This window comes from Thalassococcus profundi (genome assembly GCF_003344785.1).
In the GTDB taxonomy this organism is placed as follows: Bacteria; Pseudomonadota; Alphaproteobacteria; order Rhodobacterales; family Rhodobacteraceae; genus Puniceibacterium; species Puniceibacterium profundi.
Window position 1 is genome coordinate 189,854 of record NZ_QPMK01000006.1, and the last position, 20,582, is coordinate 210,435.

The 20,582-nt window shown below is 68.0% G+C and carries 21 protein-coding genes; 7 read left to right on the plus strand and 14 right to left on the minus strand.

What is annotated here, in order from left to right; all coding sequences use genetic code 11:
• Positions 1–45 precede the first annotated feature (45 nt).
• A complete protein-coding gene (locus DU478_RS10665; protein ID WP_114510939.1) occupies positions 46–660 on the plus strand; it encodes a Pr6Pr family membrane protein in 615 nt (204 codons plus the stop codon).
• Here the strand turns inward: DU478_RS10665 and DU478_RS10670 are convergent.
• The 7 genes from DU478_RS10670 to DU478_RS10700 all read right to left on the minus strand — a co-directional run bounded on the left by DU478_RS10670 (position 602) and on the right by DU478_RS10700 (position 7,158).
• Positions 602–937, minus strand: coding sequence for a DUF1491 family protein (locus DU478_RS10670; RefSeq protein ID WP_114510940.1), 336 nt, complete (start codon positions 935–937; stop codon positions 602–604). The two genes, DU478_RS10665 and DU478_RS10670, sit on opposite strands and share 59 nt — an antisense overlap.
• Complete coding sequence (gene era, locus DU478_RS10675; protein ID WP_114510941.1) at positions 930–1,838, minus strand: GTPase Era; 909 nt, start codon at positions 1,836–1,838, stop codon at positions 930–932. The genes DU478_RS10670 and era overlap by 8 nt, the downstream gene beginning before the upstream one ends.
• 249 nt (positions 1,839–2,087) lie before the next feature.
• Positions 2,088–2,786, minus strand: coding sequence for a dimethylsulfonioproprionate lyase family protein (locus DU478_RS10680; RefSeq protein ID WP_114510942.1), 699 nt, complete (start codon positions 2,784–2,786; stop codon positions 2,088–2,090).
• Positions 2,787–2,890: 104 nt separating this feature from the next.
• Positions 2,891–3,766, minus strand: coding sequence for a DMT family transporter (locus DU478_RS10685; protein ID WP_199488323.1), 876 nt, complete (start codon positions 3,764–3,766; stop codon positions 2,891–2,893).
• Complete coding sequence (gene rnc / locus DU478_RS10690) at positions 3,756–4,445, minus strand: ribonuclease III (protein ID WP_114510943.1); 690 nt, start codon at positions 4,443–4,445, stop codon at positions 3,756–3,758. The genes DU478_RS10685 and rnc overlap by 11 nt, the downstream gene beginning before the upstream one ends.
• A gap of 31 nt (positions 4,446–4,476) precedes the next feature.
• Positions 4,477–5,310 (minus strand): signal peptidase I, encoded by an 834-nt coding sequence (lepB, locus tag DU478_RS10695; RefSeq protein ID WP_114510944.1) that lies wholly within the window; start codon positions 5,308–5,310, stop codon positions 4,477–4,479.
• A 513-nt stretch (positions 5,311–5,823) separates the two neighbouring features.
• A complete protein-coding gene (locus tag DU478_RS10700) occupies positions 5,824–7,158 on the minus strand; it encodes an amidase (protein ID WP_114510945.1) in 1,335 nt (444 codons plus the stop codon).
• An 88-nt stretch (positions 7,159–7,246) separates the two neighbouring features.
• Here DU478_RS10700 and DU478_RS10705 point away from each other — a divergent pair, with 88 nt between their 5' ends.
• Both DU478_RS10705 and DU478_RS10710 read left to right on the plus strand, forming a co-directional pair.
• On the plus strand, positions 7,247–8,500 hold the full coding sequence (locus tag DU478_RS10705) for a UbiH/UbiF/VisC/COQ6 family ubiquinone biosynthesis hydroxylase (protein WP_114511026.1): 1,254 nt from the start codon (positions 7,247–7,249) through the stop codon (positions 8,498–8,500).
• A 17-nt stretch (positions 8,501–8,517) separates the two neighbouring features.
• Positions 8,518–9,285, plus strand: a complete 768-nt coding sequence (locus tag DU478_RS10710) for an SDR family NAD(P)-dependent oxidoreductase (protein ID WP_114510946.1) — start codon at positions 8,518–8,520, stop codon at positions 9,283–9,285.
• 37 nt (positions 9,286–9,322) lie between these two features.
• On the opposite strand, the gene DU478_RS10715 is transcribed toward DU478_RS10710, so the two are convergent.
• The 4 genes from DU478_RS10715 to ubiA form a co-directional block, all read right to left on the minus strand.
• Complete coding sequence (locus DU478_RS10715; RefSeq protein WP_114510947.1) at positions 9,323–10,471, minus strand: alkane 1-monooxygenase; 1,149 nt, start codon at positions 10,469–10,471, stop codon at positions 9,323–9,325.
• A 186-nt stretch (positions 10,472–10,657) separates the two neighbouring features.
• Entirely contained in the window at positions 10,658–10,984 is a 327-nt protein-coding gene (locus DU478_RS10720; protein ID WP_114510948.1) for a hypothetical protein, read from the minus strand.
• The gene (locus tag DU478_RS10725) at positions 10,971–12,884 is read right to left on the minus strand and encodes an OmpA family protein (protein ID WP_114510949.1); all 1,914 of its coding nucleotides are present in this window, start codon (positions 12,882–12,884) and stop codon (positions 10,971–10,973) included. The genes DU478_RS10720 and DU478_RS10725 overlap by 14 nt, the downstream gene beginning before the upstream one ends.
• A 59-nt stretch (positions 12,885–12,943) precedes the next feature.
• Complete coding sequence (ubiA, locus tag DU478_RS10730) at positions 12,944–13,927, minus strand: 4-hydroxybenzoate octaprenyltransferase (RefSeq protein WP_114510950.1); 984 nt, start codon at positions 13,925–13,927, stop codon at positions 12,944–12,946.
• Between the two features lie 12 nt (positions 13,928–13,939).
• Between ubiA and DU478_RS10735 the strand changes: the two genes are divergently transcribed.
• From DU478_RS10735 to DU478_RS10745, 3 genes are all read left to right on the plus strand, one after another.
• Positions 13,940–14,674 (plus strand): 16S rRNA (uracil(1498)-N(3))-methyltransferase, encoded by a 735-nt coding sequence (locus DU478_RS10735; RefSeq protein WP_114511027.1) that lies wholly within the window; start codon positions 13,940–13,942, stop codon positions 14,672–14,674.
• Complete coding sequence (locus DU478_RS10740; protein WP_114511028.1) at positions 14,665–15,195, plus strand: hypothetical protein; 531 nt, start codon at positions 14,665–14,667, stop codon at positions 15,193–15,195. Before DU478_RS10735 ends, DU478_RS10740 begins: the two co-directional genes overlap by 10 nt.
• 61 nt (positions 15,196–15,256) lie before the next feature.
• Complete coding sequence (locus DU478_RS10745) at positions 15,257–16,627, plus strand: glutamate--cysteine ligase (protein ID WP_114510951.1); 1,371 nt, start codon at positions 15,257–15,259, stop codon at positions 16,625–16,627.
• 191 nt (positions 16,628–16,818) lie between these two features.
• On the opposite strand, the gene DU478_RS10750 is transcribed toward DU478_RS10745, so the two are convergent.
• Genes DU478_RS10750 through DU478_RS10760 form a run of 3 tightly spaced genes read right to left on the minus strand, consistent with a single transcriptional unit; the run spans position 16,819 to position 19,364 of the window.
• Positions 16,819–16,929 carry a DUF2474 family protein gene (locus tag DU478_RS10750; protein ID WP_114510952.1) on the minus strand — a complete coding sequence of 37 codons (111 nt, stop codon included), beginning with the start codon at positions 16,927–16,929 and terminating at the stop codon, positions 16,819–16,821.
• Complete coding sequence (cydB, locus tag DU478_RS10755; RefSeq protein ID WP_114510953.1) at positions 16,929–17,933, minus strand: cytochrome d ubiquinol oxidase subunit II; 1,005 nt, start codon at positions 17,931–17,933, stop codon at positions 16,929–16,931. Before cydB ends, DU478_RS10750 begins: the two co-directional genes overlap by 1 nt.
• Before the next feature lie 12 nt (positions 17,934–17,945).
• Positions 17,946–19,364, minus strand: coding sequence for a cytochrome ubiquinol oxidase subunit I (locus DU478_RS10760; RefSeq protein WP_114510954.1), 1,419 nt, complete (start codon positions 19,362–19,364; stop codon positions 17,946–17,948).
• A 197-nt stretch (positions 19,365–19,561) separates the two neighbouring features.
• Here DU478_RS10760 and DU478_RS10765 point away from each other — a divergent pair, with 197 nt between their 5' ends.
• On the plus strand, positions 19,562–20,581 hold the full coding sequence (locus DU478_RS10765; RefSeq protein WP_407703157.1) for an NAD(P)-dependent oxidoreductase: 1,020 nt from the start codon (positions 19,562–19,564) through the stop codon (positions 20,579–20,581).
• Position 20,582: the final 1 nt, after the last annotated feature.

Consider the following 20,582-nt stretch of genomic DNA (forward strand, 5'->3'; position numbering starts at 1 on the left):
GCCCATCTAGCGGCCATGCCCGCGTCCGTCCGAACCTGTGCCGCAATGATCGCCCTGCTGACCTGGGCGGTACTGGTGATGCATGTGCAGGTCGGCCTCGACCGGCGGCCGCACTGGACGCTCTGGCAGGAGTTGTGGCGCACGGGGCGATATTTCACCATTCTGACCAATGCCCTGACCGCCGCGACGATGACCGCGGTGGCGGCGGGCTGGCGCGTCCCGGCGGGCTGGGCGGCGGGGCTGACGCTGTGGATGGGGATCGTGGCGCTGGTCTATCACGGCATCCTGTCGCGGGACCTTTCCGGCCTGCGCTGGTGGACTGACCAGGGGATGCACACCGCCGTGCCAGCGGCGGTTGGCCTGTGGTGGTGGGCCTGTGCGCCGAAGGACGGGCTGCGTCGCCTCCACGCGGTCTGGTGGCTGGGCTGGCCGGCGCTTTACCTCGCCTACGCGCTGGTGCGCGGAGAGATCGACGGGCGGCATCCCTATTTCTTCATCGACCCGCCGCGGATCGGCTGGGACATGGTGGCGCTCTGGATCCTCGGGCTGGGGCTGGTGTTCTGGCTCTTCGGACTGGGGATGGTGGCGCTGGCCCGGTGGATCAGCTCAGACCGTCCTCGTCCAGCAGGTGCCGTCCCTGCCGATCCTCGACCTCGATGACCCAGAGATCCGGGTCGAAGCCGCGCTGACGGGCGATGGCGGCATCGACATCGTTTTCGGGACCCGCCGTAAGTTCGGTCCAGGCGCGGTCGCCGGTGCTCAGGTCGAACATCCGCGTGAAGGCGCGGGCGGCTCCGTCCAGCGTGTTGAGCTTGACCAGCACCGCGCCCGCCGTGTCGTCTCCATGGGCGGTGACGAAGGCGGGGATGTCATGAAGCGACAGGCGGCGCAGGTAGGCCTGCACCCAGAAGCCCGCCGCGAGGCGCGGTTCAGGCATTGCCGTCCTTGAAGTTCAGGCCCATTTCCGAATAGCGCTCTGATTCCTCGAGCCATTTCTCGCGGACCTTGACCTGCAGGAACAGGTGCACCTTGCGGCCCAGAAATTCCTCGAGCTCTTCGCGCGAGGCCTTGGAGACGGCTTTGATCGTCTCGCCCTTGTGGCCCAGCAGGATCCCCTTATGCCCGTCGCGGGCCACGTAAACCACTTGGTCGATGCGGGCGGTGCCGTCGGGGCGTTCCTCCCAGTTCTCGGTCTCGACCGTCAGCTGGTAGGGCAGTTCCTGGTGCAGGCGCAGGGTCAGTTTCTCGCGAGTCATCTCGGCGGCGATCATGCGCAGCGGCAGGTCGGCGATCTGGTCCTCGGGATAGAGCCAAGGGCCTTCGGGCAGCTCTCCGGCCAGCCAGTCGCGCAGGTCCTCGACACCGTGGCCCTTTTCGGCGGAGATCATGAAGGTGCGCACGAAGGGAAAGGCGTCGTTCATCTCCTGGCTGAGCGCCAGCAATGCCTCGGCCTTCACGCGGTCGATCTTGTTGATGGCGAGCGCGACGGTGCGGCCCTTGGCGATGTCGCCCAATCCTTCGAGAATGTTCTTGACGCCCTCGGTGACGCCACGGTGCGCTTCGATCAGCAGCACGACGACATCGGCATCCGCGGCGCCTGACCAGGCGGCGGCGACCATGGCGCGGTCGAGCCGGCGCTTGGGGGCGAAGAGGCCGGGCGTGTCGACGAAGACGATCTGCGCTTCGCCGGCCATCGCGACGCCACGGATGCGGGCGCGGGTGGTCTGGACCTTGTGGGTGACGATCGACACCTTGGCCCCGACCATGCGGTTGGTCAGGGTGGACTTGCCCGCGTTGGGCTCTCCGATCAGGGCGACGAATCCGGCGCGTGTGGGCATCTTGGGAACCTGTCTGCGGTTGCAAGTCTGCGCCTATAGGCGAAATCGCGGCCAAGGGCCAGAGGGTCGTCGCGGAGGGCGATCCGCGCGGGGCGCGCGGATACGAGAGACGCTGTCTCTCGTGCTCTCTGGAGTTTATCGGCAAGATGAAGGGGCGGCGGGCGGCTGCCGTTCCTCTGACGGGCCGTTGGTTTTACGCTTGTCTGCGGGGGCCTCCGGTTCGGGAGCCGCCGCGTCCGTGCCTCGGGGTTATGGTGTCGCGCGGCGGCGGTAGCTGAGCTTCATCCCCGGGGCGGCGAGGCGGTCGGTATTGCCGACCCAGGCATAGGCCAGCAGGCAGGGGTCGACCTGGCCGGTGGTGATGCGGTGTTCGTGTTCCGACCGGTTGAGGATCAGCGAGCCGGGCGCGTAGACGGCGGCATCGTTTTCCGACCAGGCGCCGGCGAGGGAGATGTAGCTTTCCTCGATTTCCTTGTGGCTGTGCTGCGGATAGGTGGTGTTGGGCGCGAAGAGCACGAACCCGAGGATCAGCCGTTCGGCCATCACCGGGCCCTTGGGACCCAGCACTTCGCAATAGGCGTATTTGCGGGCCAGGGCCTTGGGCACTTTTTCGTAGCCGTATTCCCAGGTCAGCAGGTGCGCCACACGCTCCAGCGCGCGGGACAGGCCGCAGAGCGCGCCGCGCGCGCCGATGTCGAGCGCGCGGTCGAGGTGCGCGGTCACCGGCTTGGCTTCGGGCGCGCGGGCGGCGAGCACGGGGTTGGCGTCGATCACCGAGGACAGGGTTTCGCGCACCCGCTTGCGGTGGCTGCGGATCGCCTTGCTGCCGCCGGCCGACCCGTGTCGGTAGAGGGTTTCGAATTCGCGCAGCAGGTAGATCCAGTTCGGCGTATCCTGCAGCCGCTGGGTCTGGTCGGGCTCGGCTTGGAACGGGCGGAATTCGGACATCGGGCAGGGCTTTCAGATCGGCGTGGTGGTTCGGGCCGTAGCCGACTCGCCGGTGTTTCCACCGCCCATGGGCGACAGGATCGTGTCGGTTTTCGACCGGGTGGCTATTGCGGCCGCGGGCCTGGGCGGCGCAGAAGCGTGTAGGTGCCGCTGGCGACGATGATCGCGGCGCCCAGCAGGGTCAGCGCGTCGGGCGTTTCCCCAAAGAGCAGCACCGCGAGGACAAGCGCCACCAGCAGCCGGCTGTAGCGGAACGGGGCCACGACCGAAACCTCGCCGGTGCGCATCGCGAGGGTCAGCGCCGAGTAGCCCAGCACGCCGCAGATCGCGGTGCCGGTGATCTTGAACGCGGCGCTGGCGGTGGGCAGGGCGAGCGGCTGCGGCTCGAAAGCCAGGATGGCGAGGCCCGCGGCGGTGACCACCGCGAAGCCGAGGATGCCCAGCTGGTGCGCGTGCACCTGCGGCGGGCTGGTGCGGGTGGCGAGGTCGCGTCCGGCAAAGCCGATCATGCCGAGAATCGCGAAGATCGCATTGGCCTCGAGCCCATCTGCCGTGGGCCGCAGGATCAGCAGCACGCCTGCAAAGCCGACGGTCATGGCGATCCAGCGCCGCGGTCCGACCTTTTCGCGCAGGACAAGCGCCGCACCCAGCGTGACCACCAGCGGCGCGGCCTGCAGGATCGCGGTGGTGGTGGCGAGCGGCGTGTAGGCGAGGCTGAGGGCGAAGAAGATGCGCCCGCAAAGCTCGAACCCGGTGCGGATCAGCAGGCGGGTCTGCAAAAAGGCCGGGTGCCAGAGCGGCGTACCGCGGGCGCGCAGCAGGGCGGCGTAGATCAGCATGGCCATCAGCCCGTATTGCAGCGTGCCCATGCCGGGACTGGTGCCGCCGGAATTGGTGGCGGCTTTGAAAAAGGCGTCCTCGATCCCGAAGCCGATCATCGCCAGCACCATGAAGGCGCTGCCGCGCAGGTTATCCGTCACGGTCCGTCACCCGGTCGAGCAGCGCCCGTGCCGCGGCCTGTTCGGCGGCGCGTTTCGATCCCGCCGTGGCCTCGGCGCCGGTGCCGTCGGCAAGCTCTGCGCGGATGGTGAAGACCGGCGCGTGATCGGGGCCGGTGCGGGCGGTTTCGGTATAGCTGGGCGGAGTCTGCCCGCGCGCCTGGGCCCATTCCTGCAACGATGTCTTGGCGTCGCGACTGTCGTCCTCGACGGTGTGGATGCGCTTGCCCCAAAGCTTCAGGATCACCGTCTTGGCGGCGTCGAAACCCGCGTCGAGGTAGATCGCGGCGATCACCGCCTCCATCGCGTCGCCCAGCAGCGCCTCTTTCCGGCGGCCGCCGGACAGCATCTCGGACCGTCCGAGTTTCAGTGCCGCCCCAAGGTCGATCTGGCGGGCCACCTCGGCACAGGTTTCCTTGCGCACCAGCGCGTTGAAGCGCGGCGCGAGCTGGCCTTCGGCGGCCTTGCGATCGGCGGCGAGCAGTGCCTCGGCCATCACCAGGCCCAGCACCCGGTCGCCGAGGAATTCCAGCCGCTGGTTGTCGTCGCGGTTGGGGCCGGACATGGAGGCATGGGTGACCGCGCGCAGGATCAGCTCGGGCCGGCCGAAGCGGTGGCCGATCCTGTCCTGGAGCGCGATGAGGTCGGCAGAGAGCTTCATCGGCGGGCCATGGATGCGCAGGCCGGCAGCATCACTCGATCTTTTCGAAGAAGCGGTCGCCGCGCCAGGTCCAGAAGAACAGCATCGAGGCCCCAGCCGAGGAGAACACCACGCGGTCGGCGCGGCCCACGAGGTTCTCGTATGGCACGAAGCCGACGCCGCCGGTCACCGACGGCACGCGGCTGTCGGCGGAATTGTCGCGGTTGTCGCCCATGAAGAAGTAATGCCCTTCGGGCACCGTGTAGACGGGCGTGTTGTCCGATCCCTGGTTGGCGATGTTGAGAATGTCGTGGCTCACGCCGTTGGGCAGGGTTTCGGTGAAGCGCGATTTCGTGCAGGCGCCGCCGTCGCCCACGGGACCGTTTTCGCAGCGCGGGCGCGAACCTTGCGGGCCCTGGGGTTCGGAGGTCTCTTCGAAGGTGCCGTTGGGGGTCAGCTCGACCGCGGCGCCGTTGATGTGCAGCACGCCGTCCCGCATCTGCACGGTTTCGCCCGGCAGGCCGATCAGGCGCTTGATGAAGTCGCGCCCGGTGATCGGGTGGCGGAAGACCACCACGTCGCCGCGCTGCGGCTCGCCGCCCAGGATGCGGGTATTGTCGCCGTCGAGAAAGCCGCAGATGTCGGCGGCGTCGATGTCGATGCCGATCTGCGGCAGGTAGACCGACGGGCAGGAGGCATAGGAATAGCCGTAGGCCATCTTGTTGACGAAGAGGAAATCGCCGATCAGCAGCGTGTCCTTCATGGAGCCGGAGGGGATCCAGAACGGCTGGAAGAAGAGCGTGCGGAAGACCCCGGCGATCAGCAGGGCATAGACAACCGTCTTGATCGTCTCGACGATCGCGTTGCCCTTTTTCTCGGACGCCATGGAATGCCCCTTTCGCGGTTTTCTTGCGCGCTTCATGCGGGGGGGCGCGGCGGGTGTCAAGGTGGCGGGGTGACCGCCTGGTGCGCGTGATCCCGGAGAGGCCGTCCGGTGGGCTTGCGCGGAGGCGCTGCCGGATCGCCCGTGCCGGGCGATACGAGAGACGCTGTCTCTCGTGCTCTCTGGAGGTTTATCGGCAAGATGAAGGGGGCGCCGGTTTCGATGCTTCAGCACGGGGCCGCTCGGATTCGCTCGGGACGGCGATGCGCGGGAGCGGCTTGATGGATGACCGTGAATGCGCGCCGGGGGCCGCGAAATTTCGCGGCACGCGGCGAGTCTTTCTGAGCGGACGCGGCGACCGAGATGCGGTGACGGTCGCGCTTGTTGCGGCGCGCGTGCGGCCCGGTCCGTTCAGTGGATTCCGGCCCTTGGGCGGTGGACTGGCGCGCCGCACTCTCTGCTCTCGTGTGCCCGGGAGGAGGCGGACGCGATGGCGGGCGGATCGGGTGCCGCGGGTCAGGCGGACAGGGCGGCCTCGACCGAGAGGGCGAGGCGCAGCAGCGGCTCTTCGCCCATGGGGCGGCCCAGGAGTTGCAGCCCGCAGGAGGGCGTGCCGGTGGGCAGGGTGATCGCCGCGAGCCCCATGAGGTTGCCGACGCGGGTGTTGCGCAGGGTCAGCAGGTTTTCGGTCACGTAATAATCGTTCTCGGTCATCAGCCGGTCGACCTTGGGCGGCAGGTTGGGAGCCGTGGGGCAAAGCACCGCATCGAAACCCGCCGTGGCGGCGGCCCACGCGGCGCGGACCCGATCGAGTCGCCGCCAGGCGGCGACGTAGTCGGCGCCCGAAACCACCTTGCCGCCTTCGAAGCGTTCGCGGATCGGGGCGAACATCAGGTCCGGCTGTGCCGCGATGGTCTCTCCCCAGGTGCCCCAGGCCTCGGTGGTGTAGAGAACGCCCGAGTCGCCCATCGGGCCCGTGATCTCGGGCACCTCGATATCCGCAACGCTGGCGCCCGCGGCGCGCAGGCGGTTAAGGGCCGCGGCATGAGCGGCGGCGGGTTCGGGGCGGATGTCGTCCTGGACGACCGTCAGCAGGTTGGCGAAGCGGCGGCCCTCGAGCGAGGCGGGGGCGCGGGTGTCGATTGCACGGCCACCTTCGAGTGCCGCGAGGAGCAGGGCGGCATCCTCGACCGTGCGGCAGAGCGGGCCCACGGTGTCGAATTTCGCGGCAAGCGGCACGGTGCCTGTAAGCGGAATGCGCCCGGCGGTGGTCTTGAGCCCGACGAGATCGTTCCAGGCCGCGGGGATGCGCACCGACCCGCCGGTGTCGGACCCGATCCCGGCCGCCGCGAGGCCGAAGGCGACGGAGGCGGCGGCGCCCGAGGAGGAGCCGCCGGGCACCGCGTCGGCATCGTTGATGCAGGGCGGGGTGGCGGTCACCGGGTTGAGGCCCAGGCCGGAGAAGGCGAGTTCGGACATGTGGGTCTTGCCGAGGCAGACGAGGCCCAGGGCGGTGGCGGTGCGCAGGACCGGCGCGTCGGTTTCGGGCACGCGGTCCCTGAGCAGCGCGGAGCCCGCCTCGGTCGCCACGCCGGCGCTGTCGAAGAGATCCTTCCAGCTGACCGGTACACCGTCGAGCGGCGAGCGGCGCTGGCCGCTGCGGGCACGGGCGGCGGCGGCAAGCGCCTCGGCCCGGGCGCGGTCGGGCGTGGTGCGGGCGTAGATGCGGTCGGACAGGGGGTGGTCTTTGATCTTGTCGAGGAAGGCCTCTGTCAGGTCCACCGGATCGACCTTCCCGGCGGCGATGGCCCGGCCGAGTTCGGCGGCGGTTTGAACGGTCCAGTCGGTCATGTCGGTGCCCTCTTGATGTGTGGCGAAGCTAGAGCAAAGAGCAGGGGCAGGGAAAGGGGCTTTGCCGGGCCGGACGCGCATGCGCCGCATGGACAATCGGATGCGACCGGCCATATTGCGGGGCATGGAGACAGAGACCGATATCATCGTCGTGGGCGGCGGGCTGAACGGGGCGGCGCTGGCGCTGGGGCTGGCGGAGCTGGGTTGTGCCGTGACCGTGGTCGATGCCCAGCCCGCGGGTGCGCAGGAGGCGCCGGGCTTTGACGGCCGGTCCTATGCGCTGGCGCTGGCGTCGCAGCGAATGCTGGCGCGGCTGGGACTGTGGCAGGCGCTGGAGGCCGATGCGCAGCCGATGCTCGAGATCAAGGTCGCCGACGGCCGGGTGGGTGACGGCGCGGTGTTCCTTGGCCTGCATTTCGACCATGCCGAGATCGAGGAAGGACCGATGGGCTACATGGTCGAGGACCGGCACCTGCGGCGCGGCCTTCTGTCGGCGATGGCTGCGGCGGACCGCATCACCCATCTGCGCGGCGAGACGGTCGTGGCGCAGGAGACGACGGCGCGCGGTGCGTCGGTGACTCTGGCTTCGGGCGCTGTGCTGCGGGGGCGGCTGATTATCGGCGCTGACGGGCGCGGGTCGGGCACGCGGGCGCGGGCCGGGATCGGGCGGATGCGGCGCGGCTACGGACAGACGGCTCTGGTCTGCGCCATCGCCCACGCGCTGCCGCACCACGGCATCGCGCACCAGCTGTTCCTGCCCTCCGGGCCGCTGGCGATCCTGCCGCTGGCGGGCAACCGGTCGTCCATCGTCTGGAGCGAACGCACCGAACTGGCGGAAAAGATCAACGCGCTGCCGGACGCGGCCTATCTGCAGGTGCTGCGGCCGCGGTTCGGCGATTTCCTGGGAGACATCGGCCTTGCCGGCGCGCGCTTTGCCTATCCGCTGGAGCTGAGCCTCGCCGATGCCTTCGTGGCGGAGCGGCTCGCGCTGGTCGGCGACGCCGCGCATGCGGTGCACCCGATCGCGGGGCAAGGGCTCAATGCCGGGCTGCGCGACGTGGCGGCGCTGGTCGAGGTGCTGGACCAGGCGCGACGGCATGGCGAGGATTTCGCAAGCCTGGGCGTGCTTGAACGCTATGCACAATGGCGACGGTTCGATACGGCGTCGCTGGCGGTGGCGACGGATGTCTTCGCGCGGCTCTTTTCCAACGACAGTGCGGTGTTGCGCGGCCTGCGCGATCTGGGCATGCGGGCGGTGCAGGGGACGCCGGCGCTGCGGCGGGCGTTCATCCGCGAGGCGACAGGTCTGACCGGGGATGTGCCGGAGTTGATGCGGCCCTGAGGCCGAAGGGGAACGAGATGGATCAGAAAACGGCGGTGGTGACCGGAGCGGCGCGGGGGATCGGTCTGGCCACGGCCGATCTTTTCCTCGAGATGGGCTGGCGTGTGGTCATGGTCGACCGGGATGCCGAGGCGCTGGAGGCCGAGGCGGGTCAGCGGCAGAGCGTGCGGGCCGTCCATTGCGACGTGTCGGACCCTGACGCGGTGACGGCGATGGCCGAGGCGGCGGCCGGCTGGGCCGGGCGGATCGACGCGCTGGTGAACAATGCCGGCGTGGCGGAGTTCGGGCCGATCGAACAGACCGACTTCGCAACCTGGAGGCGGGTCATGGCGACCAACCTCGACGGGGTGTTCCTGTGTTCGCAGGCGCTGGTGCCGGCGTTGAAGGAGACGCGGGGTGCGATCCTCAACATCGCGTCGATCAGCGGGCTGCGCGCCTCGACGCTGCGGGTGGCCTACGGGACGTCGAAAGCGGCGGTGATCCAGCTGACGAAACAGCAGGCGGCGGAGCTGGGGGAATACGGCATCCGCGCCAACTGCGTCTGTCCGGGGCCGGTGCGGACGAAACTGGCCATGGCGGTGCATACGCAAGAGATCATCGACGCCTATCACGATGCGATTCCGCTCAACCGTTACGGCACCGAACGGGAGCTGGCCGAGGTCATCACCTTTCTCTGCTCCGACAAGGCGTCCTACGTCACCGGGCAGGTGCTGGCCGCGGATGGCGGGTTCGACAGCACCGGTGTCGGGCTGCCGGCGCTGCGAGGAAAGCCCGCGCGGGCTTGAGGAGCAGCTTATCCGCCCGTGCGGGCGTCTGCGCGAGTCAGCGCGGCGGCGGCAGGCTGGCGCGGTTGTAGGGCGTCCAGTCGGTGATCTCGGGGTAATGCCGCGCCCGCCACTGCCGCACGCGCGGGTTCATCACCCGGCGCCAGAGCGGCGGGATCATCGCGGCCATGGTCATCACCGGGTAGCCGTAGGGCAATTGCGGCGCCTCGTCCTCGGCGTAGGTCTGCAGCAGCGGAAACCGACGGTCGGGCTTGTAGTGATGATCCGAATGCCGTTGCAGGTTGATCAGCAGCCAGTTCGACGCCTTCTGCGCCGCGTTCCAGGAATGCCGCGGCTTGACGTGTTCGTACTTGCCGTCGCCCAGGTGCTTGCGGGTCAGCCCGTAGTGTTCGATGTAGTTCACCAGTTCCAACTGCCAGATCGCCACTCCGGCCTGCAGCAGGAACAGCCCGACGCCGATCCAGCCGCCCAGGGCCGCGGCGATTGCCAGCATCCCGGCCTGCAGCGCCGCGTAGCGCCAGAACGGATTGCCGGCGTGATACCAGGGCCGGCCCCGGCGCGCCTGCATCGCCGCCTCGGCCTTGAAGGCCGAGACCAGGCTTTGCCGCAGGACGCGCGGGTAGAAGCGGTGGAAGCCTTCGTTGTAGCGCGCCGTCACCGGGTCGCGCGACGTGCCGACATAGCGGTGGTGCACCAGCAGGTGTTCCGAGCGGAAATGGCTGTAGAGCACCATCGCCAGAAGCAGGTCGCCCAGCCACCGTTCCAGCGCGTTCTTCTGGTGCATGAGTTCGTGGCTGTAGTTGATGCCCACCGTTCCGGTCAGGACGCCGATGCCGAAGAAGACGCCGAAGGTTTCCCAGCCGTTCAGGTGCCCGGCGCGGCTTACGTACCAGATCAGGCCAAAGAGCGAGACCGCCTGCAGCGGCACCCAGATTAGAGTGACGAGGCGGTACCAGAAAAGCTGGTCCTCGCCGGTCTGCGGATCGAGGTTGTCGAGGTTCAGGCCCAAAACCGCGTCCAGGGCCGAGAACAGGTACCAGGTCGCCACGATCGGCAGCAGCACCCAGAGCCCGCCCTGCAGGGCGCCGAGCCAGACCAGCGGCACCAGCCCGAGCGACAGCCAGAAGGGAAGCGCGGGCGCTATGGCCGCGAGGCGGGACGGAACCGGATCGGATTGCTCTGCCATGGGTCCTCGCTTTCTGCCTGTGGCGGATCATAGAAGTGACGGGCCAGCCTCGCAAAGCGGGACGTCGCGTTCCGTGATCCATATCAAGGTCATGGCGGCGCGGCGCGGCGATTTTATGACGATTCGGCGCCGGGCGCGGGGCGTCTCCGGATTGCCGGGCGCGGCAGAAGCTCGGCCCCGGACCGGTCAGTTCGCGCTGATGCGCTCCACATAGGCGCGCATTTCCTCGGCCTCGTGGCGGGCGTCGCGCAGGCCTTCCATGGCGGCCGAAAGCTCTGCCTCGGTCTGGGCCAGCTGGTTGGTCAACTCGGCCTCGCGCTGCTGCAGATAGGTGATCGCCTGGTCGCGGGTTTCCTCGGCCTCGTGCAGTTCCTGCGCCATCCGGTCGAGTTGGTCGACATCGGACTGGCTGACGCGGCGGAACCGGTGCACCAGCCAGTTGGTGAACCAGCCCATGCAGAACGCCACGAAGAGGATGATGGCTGTGGCGACGATAAACTCAATTCTGTTCAACGGGTGCGTCCTCTGCGGCGTCGTCCTCCGGCGCAGCGGCCGGATCGTCGGAAGCCTCTAGCGCGGTTTCCTCCTCGGGAACAGGGTCTGACGGGATCAATTTGAACTCGATCCGGCGATTTGCCTCGCGGCCTTCCTCGGTGTCGTTGGGCGCGATGGGCTGCGCTTCGCCGTAGCCGCGCACGGCGTAGGACGCGGTCAGCACACGCCGGGCGCGCAGGGCGTCGACCACCGACTGGGCGCGGTCCTGGCTCAGCTGCTGGTTCATCGATTCGCGGCCCTGGCTGTCGGTGTGGCCCTGCACTTCGAGCGGGATGTCGCCGCAGATCTTCAGCAGCTCCGCCACCTCGTCGAGGATGTCCTTGGCCGACAGGTCCAGCGTCGCCGAGCCGGGTTCGAAGGTGATCTTTCGATCGCCGATGATCTGGCGGATCTGGGTGACGCATTCCTCGGGCGAGGGGATGCCGAGCGTCGGGTCGAGCTTCTCCTGGTAGACCACGGCGATGTCGAAATTCTGGGTTCCGCCCAGCTTGTCGGCCAGCAGCCCCGCGATCTCGGCCCCGGCGTTCTGGTTGCCGGTGTTGCCCATGACCGACACGCTCTCGGGGGTGACTTTGACGGTGCCGTTGGCGAGCTTGGCCAGCGATTCCAGCGCGGCGAGCACCCGGGTGGCCCAGCTTGCAGGCAGGTCCTCGTCGACCCGCGCGCCGGTATAGACCGACTCGGAACCGAAAGACGCCTTGGCATAGCTTTCCGCCGTGGTGCGCGTCAGTTCGGAATTGACCCGGCCGCGCAGTTGCACCTGGCCCTCGGGCGACAGGGTCGCGGTGAATTCGGGCGGACCCTCGTTGGCATCGGCTTCGGGCGGTTCCGGCAGCAGCGCCTGCAGGGCAAAGACCTCGGGCAGGGCGTTTTCAAGCTCGCCCACCACGCGGTCGAAAAGCGCCTGGTCGGTGCCCATGGTGGCGATCAGCGACACGTCGGCATTCGAGAAGGTAATCGACTCCCCGCCCAGTTCCGCCAGCGCGGCGATCCCGGTCTCGACCGCCTCGGCCCAGCTTCGGGTGGGCACGCCCAAGCCGATGGTGCATGTCGCCTTGCCCTCGAGCCCGGCGGCGCGGGCGGCGGCGAGGATGCGGTCGCGGGCCTCTTCGGTATCGGCCGAGCAGGCGTCGAACCGGGCGCCGTTCTCGCCAAGGACAAAGCGGGTGGTGAAGGGCGTGATCACCGGGCGCGGTGCCGACAGGTCGAGCGCCAGACGCACCGTGTCGGGGGCGCGGCGGGCGAGGTCCGCCTCGAGCCGGCGGCGGGCGCCGTCGCTTTCGGTCATCGCCTTGACCGCAACGCGCCCGGCCTCGACCGACACCTTGGAGCGCGGCAGGTTGCGCAGCGCCGTGAGCGCGAAACGCAGGGAATCCGACCAGCCTTCGGGTTCGGGGAAATCGGCGGCATCGAGAAGGTCGGAGATCTGCGCATCCTCTCCGGCCAGAGCGGTGACATCGGCGATCAACTGTTCGCGATCGGTCTCCGCCGGAACCAGGCCGATCAGCTGCACACCACCGTCATTGCGCAGGATCTCGATGGAAAAGCGCGGGGGCTCGGCGTTGTTCCGGTCCTCCACATTGATCTGGTCGATCACCCGGGCGGCGTCGACCACCCGGCCCGCGACGGTGAGCGCGCGGAACCGGTCGGCCTCGGTGGGGGCGGTGCCGGCCATGAAGAGCTGCAGACCGTTCGCGTCCACCTCGGCCCAGGTCATTGCCTCGCGGTCCAGTTCTGCCCGGACCCCGATCACCGAGCTGTCTTCGATCATCCTGACCGAGAAATAGGCGGCGACGAGGCACAGCGCGGCGGCTCCGAGAAAGGCACCGGCGGTGATGAACAGGGACGACAGGCGCATGGGCGCTCCGGATCAGTCAACGGGTACAGTCTGATACGCCGCAAGGGCTTGGCGTGCAATCAGGCGAACAGGGCTGTGGCGAAAAACAGCACAGGCAGAAGGCCCGCGTTGCGGTTCGAGCGGAACAGTGACAGCAGCCTGTCGTTGTCGTCGAGCTTGAGCCGGCGCAGCTGCCACAGCATGTGCACGCCCATGGCGCAGGCCCCGGCGACGGCCAGCGCCAGTGCCGGAATTCCGCCGATTGGGGCGGCGGCGACGATGGCCAGCCCCATCAGCGCCACGGCGGCGACCATGAACCGCGCGAGCCAGGCGGGCGTGGCGTCGTCGCCGAAGAGCCGGGCGGTGGATTTCACCCCGATCAGCGCGTCGTCCTCCTTGTCCTGGTGGGCGTAGATCGTGTCGTAGAACAGCGTCCAGGCCATGCCCGCGAGATAGAGCAGCACCGCCGGCAGCTGCAGTTCCCCGGTATGGGCTGTCCAGGCCAGCAGCGCGCCCCAGTTGAAGGCGAGGCCGAGGAAGATCTGCGGCCACCAGGTAAAGCGCTTGGCGAAGGGATAGACCGCCACCGGCAGCAGCGACAGGATGCCCAGCAGGATGGCGTTGAGGTTGAAGGTGATGAGGATCAGGAAGGCCACCAGCGACTGCGCCACCGCCCAGCCCAACGCCTGTTTCGCCGAGACCTGGCCGGAGGGGATGGGCCGCGAGGCGGTGCGTGCCACCGATCCGTCGATGTCGCGGTCGGTGATGTCGTTCCAGGTGCAGCCCGCGCCGCGCATCAGGAAGGCGCCGATGCCGCAGCCCGCGAAGATCCACAGGTCGTGCCATGTGGCGCGGCCATCCGACAGCATTGCCAGGGTCAGACCCCACCAGCAGGGCAGCAGCAGCAGCCAGGTGCCGATGGGCCGGTCGGCGCGGCTGAGCCGCAGGTAGGGCCGTGTCGCGGGAGGGGCCAGGCGGTCGACCCAGTTGCCCTTGACGGCGTCGGCAACCTGGCCGCTGTCGGGGCTGTCCGCGGCCTCTGGCGTTGTCTTGGGATGGCTCATATGGTGCGCCTCATGGCTGGACCTCTTCGCCTTTTTGTAGAGCACCCCCTGGGGGAGGCACAACCGGTTCCCCTGACGCGGGAGCAGGCGCATTATCTCTTTGGCGTGATGCGCCAGGGGGTTGGCGCCGAGGTGCGGCTGTTCAATTCGCGTGACGGTGAATGGCGCGCGCGGGTCACGGAGGCGGGCAAGCGCGGTGGCCTGTTGACGGTCGAGGACCGGACCGCGCCGCTGCGGGTGCCGCCGGACCTGTGGCTGCTGTTCGCCCCGATCAAGAAGGCGCGCACCGATTTTATCGTGGAGAAGGCGGTGGAGATGGGGGCGGCGCGCATCATGCCGGTGCAGACCGACTTCACCAATTCCGAACGTATCCGGCAGGACCGTCTGCAGGCGCATGCCGTCGAGGCGGCAGAGCAATGCGGCGGCACCTTCGTGCCCGAGGTCTGCGAGCTGCAAAAGCTGAGCACGTTGCTGGCGGGCTGGCCTGCGGACCGGCAGCTGATGTTCTGCGACGAGGCCGAAGCGGACGGCGAGGCCGGCTCTTCCGCCCTTGGGGGCGTTCTCGCCGGCGGTCCCTGGGCGATCCTGATCGGGCCCGAGGGCGGGTTCAGCGAGGCTGAGCGCGCGCGCCTGCGTGACATGGCGCAGTCGCATGTGGTGCAGCTCGGGCCGCGCATCTTGCGCGCCGACACCGCGGCGGTCGCGGCGCTCACGCTGTGGCAGCTGCGGCTGGGGGACTGGGCGTGATCCGGCCCGCTGCCAAGGCCGCGCTGTGGCGCTGGCGCGAGACGCTGATCGGCCTGGGGCTGATGGCGCTGGGCGGCTGGTGGGGATTCTTCACCGGCGGCGGGCTGTTGCATTACGTGGGCTATGCCGTGCTGCTGGCGGGGGCGGCGCTGGTCGTCGCGGGCGTCCAGCGCGCGCGGTTCCGGCAGGGCGGCGGCGGGCCGGGCGTGGTGCAGATCACCGAGGGGCGCATCGGCTATTTCGGGCCTCTGGACGGCGGGCTGGTGGACCTGCGCGAGATGACGCAGCTGCGGCTCGACCGGCGTGACACCCCGCCGCACTGGGTTCTGGAGCAACCCGGCCAGCCGCCGCTGCACATTCCGCTGACCGCCGCGGGCGCCGACCAGCTTTTCGACGCCTTCGCCACCCTGCCGGGGCTGCGGACCGAACACATGCTGCGGCAGATGCAGGCGACCGGCGCGAAGGCGGTGGTGATCTGGCAAAAGCCCGAGACCCGCGACTCCATCGTTCGGCTGCATTGACAGCCCTGGCTTTTCTGGCCATGGCTGGGCCTCGTTGCAAGACAAGACGGAGCCTGTCCCGATGTCCATTCCCCAGTCCGGCGGCGGGCCGATCGAACACCATTCCCAGCTGGCCGAATACATGGCGCAGGGCTGCAAGCCGCGCGCCGACTGGCGGATCGGAACCGAGCACGAGAAATTCGGCTATGACAAGCAGACGCTGGCGCCGCTGCCCTACGAGGGCCGCTGCTCGATCAAGGCGATGCTGGAAGGGCTGCGCGACGGGCACGGCTGGGACCCGGTCGAGGAGGGCGGCAAGCTCACCGGTCTGACCAAGGGGCTGGCCAACATCAGCCTAGAACCCGGCGGCGCGCTGGAACTGTCGGGTGCGCCGCTTGAGACGATCCATGAGACCTGCGACGAGGTAAACGAGCACCTGGCGCAGGTGCGCGACGTGGCCGACCGCATCGGCGCCGGGTTCATCGGCCTGGGTGCCGCGCCGATCTGGAGCCACGAGGACGTCGGGCTGATGCCCAAGGGCCGCTACAAGCTCATGGATTCCTACATGGGCAAGGTCGGCACCATGGGAAAGGTGATGATGCGGCGGACCTGCACCGTGCAGGTCAACCTCGATTTCGGCTCCGAGGCGGACATGGTGCAGAAGATGCGGGTGGCCGTCGCCCTGCAGCCGGTGGCAACCGCGCTTTTCGCCAATTCGCCGTTTTTCGAAGGCAAGGTGAACGGCCACAAGTCCTGGCGCAGCCGGGTCTGGCGCGATCTCGATCCGGCGCGCACGGGCATGGTGCCCTTCATCTTCGAAGACGGTTTCGGGTTCGAACGCTGGGCCGAATACGCGCTCGATGTGCCGATGTATTTCGTCTACCGCGACGGCAAGTACATCGACGCATTGGGCCAGTCCTTCCGCGATTTCCTGCGCGGCGAATTGCCGGCGCTGCCGGGTGAAAAGCCGACACTGAGCGACTGGGCCGATCATCTGACGACGCTGTTTCCCGAGGCGCGGGTGAAGAAATACATCGAGATGCGCGGCGCCGATGGCGGGCCGTGGCGGCGGCTTTGCGCGCTGCCGGCCTTCTGGGTCGGGCTGATGTATGAACAGGGGCCGCTCGACGCTGCCTGGGACCTGGTCAGGGGCTGGGATGCAGAGACGCGCGAAGGGCTGCGGGTCGCGGCTTCGGTCGACGGTCTTCAGGCCGAGGTGAACGGCATCCGGATGCACGACCTGGCCCGCGAGGTGCTGGCGCTCTCGGACCAGGGGTTGCGGGCGCGCGCGCGCACCGGCGCGGGTGGGCTGGTGCCGGACGAGACGCATTTCCTCAACGCGCTGCGCGAAAGCATCGACACCGGCAAGGTTCCCGCCGACGAACTGCTCGAACGATTCCGCGGCGACTGGGGCGGCGACCTGACCCGGATTTACGCGGATTACTCATACTGATCCGGCAAGTTCGTCGGCGCAAGGCGGGGCGGCTGGTGAAGCAATCGGTTGGCAACCGTTATCAATGCCCTGCGCGAATGCGTCAAAACCGGCAGGGCAGAGGGGAACCAAAGACTTGAATGGTGCGACGACTTTCGGGGCGGAGCTCGGCCGGATTTCTCAAGGACATCCCCGCTGATCCGTCGCCGCTGTCAGAGCACGGCAAGGCGGATCAGGTAGGCGACGATCCCCAGCAGCCCAACGCTGAGGACCCAGATCGCGGCGAACCACGCCAGCCGCTGCCAGAGCGGTCTGTCGGGCATCAGTGGTATCCTTCGTCAGGGTCAATCTTGCCGCGGAACACCCAGTAGGCATAGGCGGTGTAGCCCAGGATAAGCGGAATCAGCACCACCGCGCCCACCAGCGCGAAGGCGAGGCTGCTGTCTGGGGCCGCGGCCTCCCAGATGGTGAGGTCGGGCGGCACCATGTGCGGGTAGAAGCTGATGCCGATGCCGACAAATCCCGCGACGAAGAATCCCAGCGCCGACAGGAACGGCTGCAGATCCTTGTGATCGCGCAGGCCGGTGAAGAAGAGATAGGTCAGCGCCAGCATGATCGCGGGCATGATGACCGACCAGAACACGCCGGGCAGGGCGAACCAGCGGTCGAAATAGACGCTGTCCTGGAACGGGGTCAGCAGGCTCACCAACCCGATCAGCGCCAGCGTCGCGATGCACAGCCACTTGGCATAGCCCTGCATGCGCTTTTGCAGCGGGCCTTCGGTCTTGTAGATCAGCCAGGTGGCGCCCAATAGCGCATAGCCCACCACGACCGCCACGCCGGTCAGCAGCGAGAACGGGGTCAGCCAGTCGAACCAGCCGCCGGCATAGGCGCGGCCCTCGATCTCGATCCCCTGCACCATGGCACCGAGGGCGATGCCCTGGCATAGCGCCGCGATGGTCGATCCGCCGAAAAACGCGATGTCCCAGACGCCGCGCCAGCGCGTGGTCTTCCAGCGGTATTCGAAAGACACGCCGCGGAAGACCAGCGCCAGCAGCATGATGAGGATCGGCATGTAAAGCGCCGGCATGACCACTGCATAGGCCAGCGGAAAAACCGCGAAAAGCCCGCCGCCGCCCAGCACCAGCCAGGTTTCGTTGCCGTCCCAGACCGGGGCCACGGAGTTCATCATCACGTCGCGGTCCTTGTGCGTCTCGGCAAAGGGAAAGAGGATGCCGAGGCCAAGATCGAAGCCGTCGAGCACGACGTAGGTGAGGATGGCAAAGGCGATGAGCCCGGCCCAGATGAAGGCAAGATCGAAAACCATTGCAACTCTCCTTTATTCGCCGGGGCTGGTGGCCGAACCGGCCGAAACCTGCTGGATCGGCGTGATCCCGGCGGCGCGGTTCGGCCCTTCGCGCAGGCCCAGTTTCGGGTCGTTGCTGGGCCGCTTGTTCATCATCCGCAGGATGTAGTAGGTGCCCGCGCCGAAGACGAAGAAGTAGACCACGATGAAGGCGATCAGCGAGGCCGCGACGGCGGGCGCGTCGATGGGCGCAAGCGAGTCCGAGGTGCGCAGCAGGTTGTAGACCGTAAAGGGCTGGCGGCCGACCTCGGTCGTGATCCATCCGGCCAGCACCGCGACGAAGCCGCTGGGCCCCATGATCATCACCGTCCGGTGCAGCCATGGCGAATGGTAAAGCTGCCCGCGGAATCGGGCCCAGGCGCTCCAGAGGCCGACCGCCAGCATCGCGAACCCCACGGCGATCATCACCCGGAAGCTGAAAAACACGATGGCAACCGGCGGTTCCTCGTCGTCGGGGATGGTGTCGAGCCCTGGCAGCGGCGCGTTCAGGTCGTGTTTGAGGATCAGCGAGCTGAGCTTGGGGATCTCGATGGCGTAGTCGATCCGCTTCTCGGCCTCGTTGGGAATGCCGAAGAGGATCAGCGGCGCGCCGTCCGGATGGCTGTCGAAATGCCCCTCCATCGCCATGACCTTCTGCGGCTGGTGTTCGAGCGTGTTGAGCCCGTGCAGGTCGCCGGCGAAGATCTGGATCGGGGTGACGATCACCGCCATCCACATCGCCATGGAGAACATCCGCCGCGCCTCGGCGTTCATGCGCTCGCGCAGCAGGTGCATGGCCGCGACGCCGCCGACGACGAATGCCGTGGTGAGGTAGGCCGCCAGCACCATGTGCACCAGCCGGTAGGGGAAGGACGGGTTGAACACGATGGCCCACCAGTCCTCGGGCACGAACTGGCCGTTCTCGGCGATGGAGTAGCCCGCCGGGGTCTGCATCCAGCTGTTCACCGAGAGAATCCAGGTGGCCGACATCAGCGTGCCGAAGGCGACCAGGGCGGTTGCGAACATGTGCAGCTTGTCGCCCACCCGTTCGCGGCCGAAAAGCATGATGCCGAGGAACCCGGCCTCGAGGAAGAAGGCCGACAGCACCTCGTAGGCCATGAGCGGGCCGAGGATCGGGCCGGTCTTGTCCGAGAAGACCGACCAGTTGGTGCCGAACTGGTAGGACATGACGATGCCCGACACCACGCCCATGCCAAAGGCCACGGCAAAGATCTTTTTCCAGTAGTTGAAGAGGTTCAGGTAGGTCCGGTCCTTGGTCCAGAGCCAGGCGCCGTTCAGAACCGCCAGGTAACTGGCCAGCCCGATGGAAAAGGCCGGAAAGATGATGTGGAACGACACCGTAAAGGCGAATTGAAAGCGTGCCAGCAACTCTGCTGAGGCTCCGTCGAACATCCTGTGCTCCTCTCGGCGATTTCCCGGTACGTCGCTTGGTCCGTGTAACACGAAACGGTGCACGACGCGCTGTCCTGCCGGAAAAACTATGGCGAAACGCCCCGATTGCCACCACTCTGCGCCCGCCTTGCGTCACTCTGTCCTGCGCGGATTGCCGCAGGGTGGACCCTGTCGGCGCGCAGCATCCGTCGCGTCGCATGTCGGTTCCGGAACGGACAGTCGCGGCGCCTTGGGCCAGCGTCGTGCCGACAGAGGGAGGGACGGACATGAAAATCGGTTTCATCGGGTTGGGCGCCGTGGGCGCGAAACTGGCGGGCAGCCTGCTGCGCAACGGGCAGGATCTGGTGGTTCACGACCTCGATCCCGGTCCGGTCGCCGATTTCGTCGCCCGCGGGGCGCAGGCCGGCGCGGACCCTGCGCAGATGATGCGCGACGCCGATGTCGTCATCACCAGCCTGCCCAGCCCCGCCGCGTCGCGCGCGGTGCTGGATGCGATGCTGCCCGAGATGGGGCCGGGCAAGATCTGGATGGAGATGTCGACGACCGACCCAGCGCAGATCGAGGCGCAGGCGGCCGAGGTTGCAGGCCGGGGCGCGCTCGCCATCGATTGCCCGGTCTCGGGCGGCTGCCACCGCGCGGCCACCGGCAACATCTCGATCTTCGCGGGCTGCGACCGAGCCGCCTTTGACCGGGTGCTGCCGATTCTGACGTTGCTGGGACGGCGGGTGCTGCACACCGGCGCGGTCGGTACGGCATCGCGGCTGAAGGTGATGACGAACTACCTTGCCACCGCCAACCTGTTGACGCTTTGCGAGGCTCTGGTGACGATGAAGGCGCAGGGTCTCGATATGGCCACGACCTACGAGGCGATCAGGATTTCGTCGGGCACATCCTTCGTGCATGAAACCGAAAGCCAGCTGATCCTGTCGGGATCGCGGGACGTGGATTTCACCATGGACCTCATTCTCAAGGACCTGGGGCTTTTCCAGGCCCTTGCCGACGACGCGCAGGTGCCGCTGGAACTGTCACCCAAGGTGATCGAGATCATGCAGGACGGCGCGCGCCGTTACGGGATGCGCGGCCAGACCGACCGCATCATCGAACGGCTCGAAGAGGCGGCGGGGCTCAAGGTCACCGCCCCCGGCTTTCCCGACGAACTGATCGACGAGGAACCCGAGGAGCGCGGCTACGAGGTGCGTCCGCCCGCCGCCTCCTGAG

What these genes read in the sequence shown, in the direction of transcription:
- DU478_RS10665 (WP_114510939.1), top strand. Translation starts at nt 46, where the DNA reads ATGATCGCCCTGCTGACCTGGGCGGTACTGGTGATGCATGTGCAGGTC.
- DU478_RS10670 (WP_114510940.1), bottom strand. Translation starts at nt 937, where the DNA reads ATGCCTGAACCGCGCCTCGCGGCGGGCTTCTGGGTGCAGGCCTACCTG.
- era (WP_114510941.1), bottom strand. Translation starts at nt 1,838, where the DNA reads ATGCCCACACGCGCCGGATTCGTCGCCCTGATCGGAGAGCCCAACGCG.
- DU478_RS10680 (WP_114510942.1), bottom strand. Translation starts at nt 2,786, where the DNA reads ATGTCCGAATTCCGCCCGTTCCAAGCCGAGCCCGACCAGACCCAGCGG.
- rnc (WP_114510943.1), bottom strand. Translation starts at nt 4,445, where the DNA reads ATGAAGCTCTCTGCCGACCTCATCGCGCTCCAGGACAGGATCGGCCAC.
- lepB (WP_114510944.1), bottom strand. Translation starts at nt 5,310, where the DNA reads ATGGCGTCCGAGAAAAAGGGCAACGCGATCGTCGAGACGATCAAGACG.
- DU478_RS10700 (WP_114510945.1), bottom strand. Translation starts at nt 7,158, where the DNA reads ATGACCGACTGGACCGTTCAAACCGCCGCCGAACTCGGCCGGGCCATC.
- DU478_RS10705 (WP_114511026.1), top strand. Translation starts at nt 7,247, where the DNA reads ATGGACAATCGGATGCGACCGGCCATATTGCGGGGCATGGAGACAGAG.
- DU478_RS10710 (WP_114510946.1), top strand. Translation starts at nt 8,518, where the DNA reads ATGGATCAGAAAACGGCGGTGGTGACCGGAGCGGCGCGGGGGATCGGT.
- DU478_RS10715 (WP_114510947.1), bottom strand. Translation starts at nt 10,471, where the DNA reads ATGGCAGAGCAATCCGATCCGGTTCCGTCCCGCCTCGCGGCCATAGCG.
- DU478_RS10725 (WP_114510949.1), bottom strand. Translation starts at nt 12,884, where the DNA reads ATGCGCCTGTCGTCCCTGTTCATCACCGCCGGTGCCTTTCTCGGAGCC.
- ubiA (WP_114510950.1), bottom strand. Translation starts at nt 13,927, where the DNA reads ATGAGCCATCCCAAGACAACGCCAGAGGCCGCGGACAGCCCCGACAGC.
- DU478_RS10735 (WP_114511027.1), top strand. Translation starts at nt 13,940, where the DNA reads ATGGCTGGACCTCTTCGCCTTTTTGTAGAGCACCCCCTGGGGGAGGCA.
- DU478_RS10745 (WP_114510951.1), top strand. Translation starts at nt 15,257, where the DNA reads ATGTCCATTCCCCAGTCCGGCGGCGGGCCGATCGAACACCATTCCCAG.
- DU478_RS10750 (WP_114510952.1), bottom strand. Translation starts at nt 16,929, where the DNA reads ATGCCCGACAGACCGCTCTGGCAGCGGCTGGCGTGGTTCGCCGCGATC.
- cydB (WP_114510953.1), bottom strand. Translation starts at nt 17,933, where the DNA reads ATGGTTTTCGATCTTGCCTTCATCTGGGCCGGGCTCATCGCCTTTGCC.
- DU478_RS10760 (WP_114510954.1), bottom strand. Translation starts at nt 19,364, where the DNA reads ATGTTCGACGGAGCCTCAGCAGAGTTGCTGGCACGCTTTCAATTCGCC.
- DU478_RS10765 (WP_407703157.1), top strand. Translation starts at nt 19,562, where the DNA reads ATGTCGGTTCCGGAACGGACAGTCGCGGCGCCTTGGGCCAGCGTCGTG.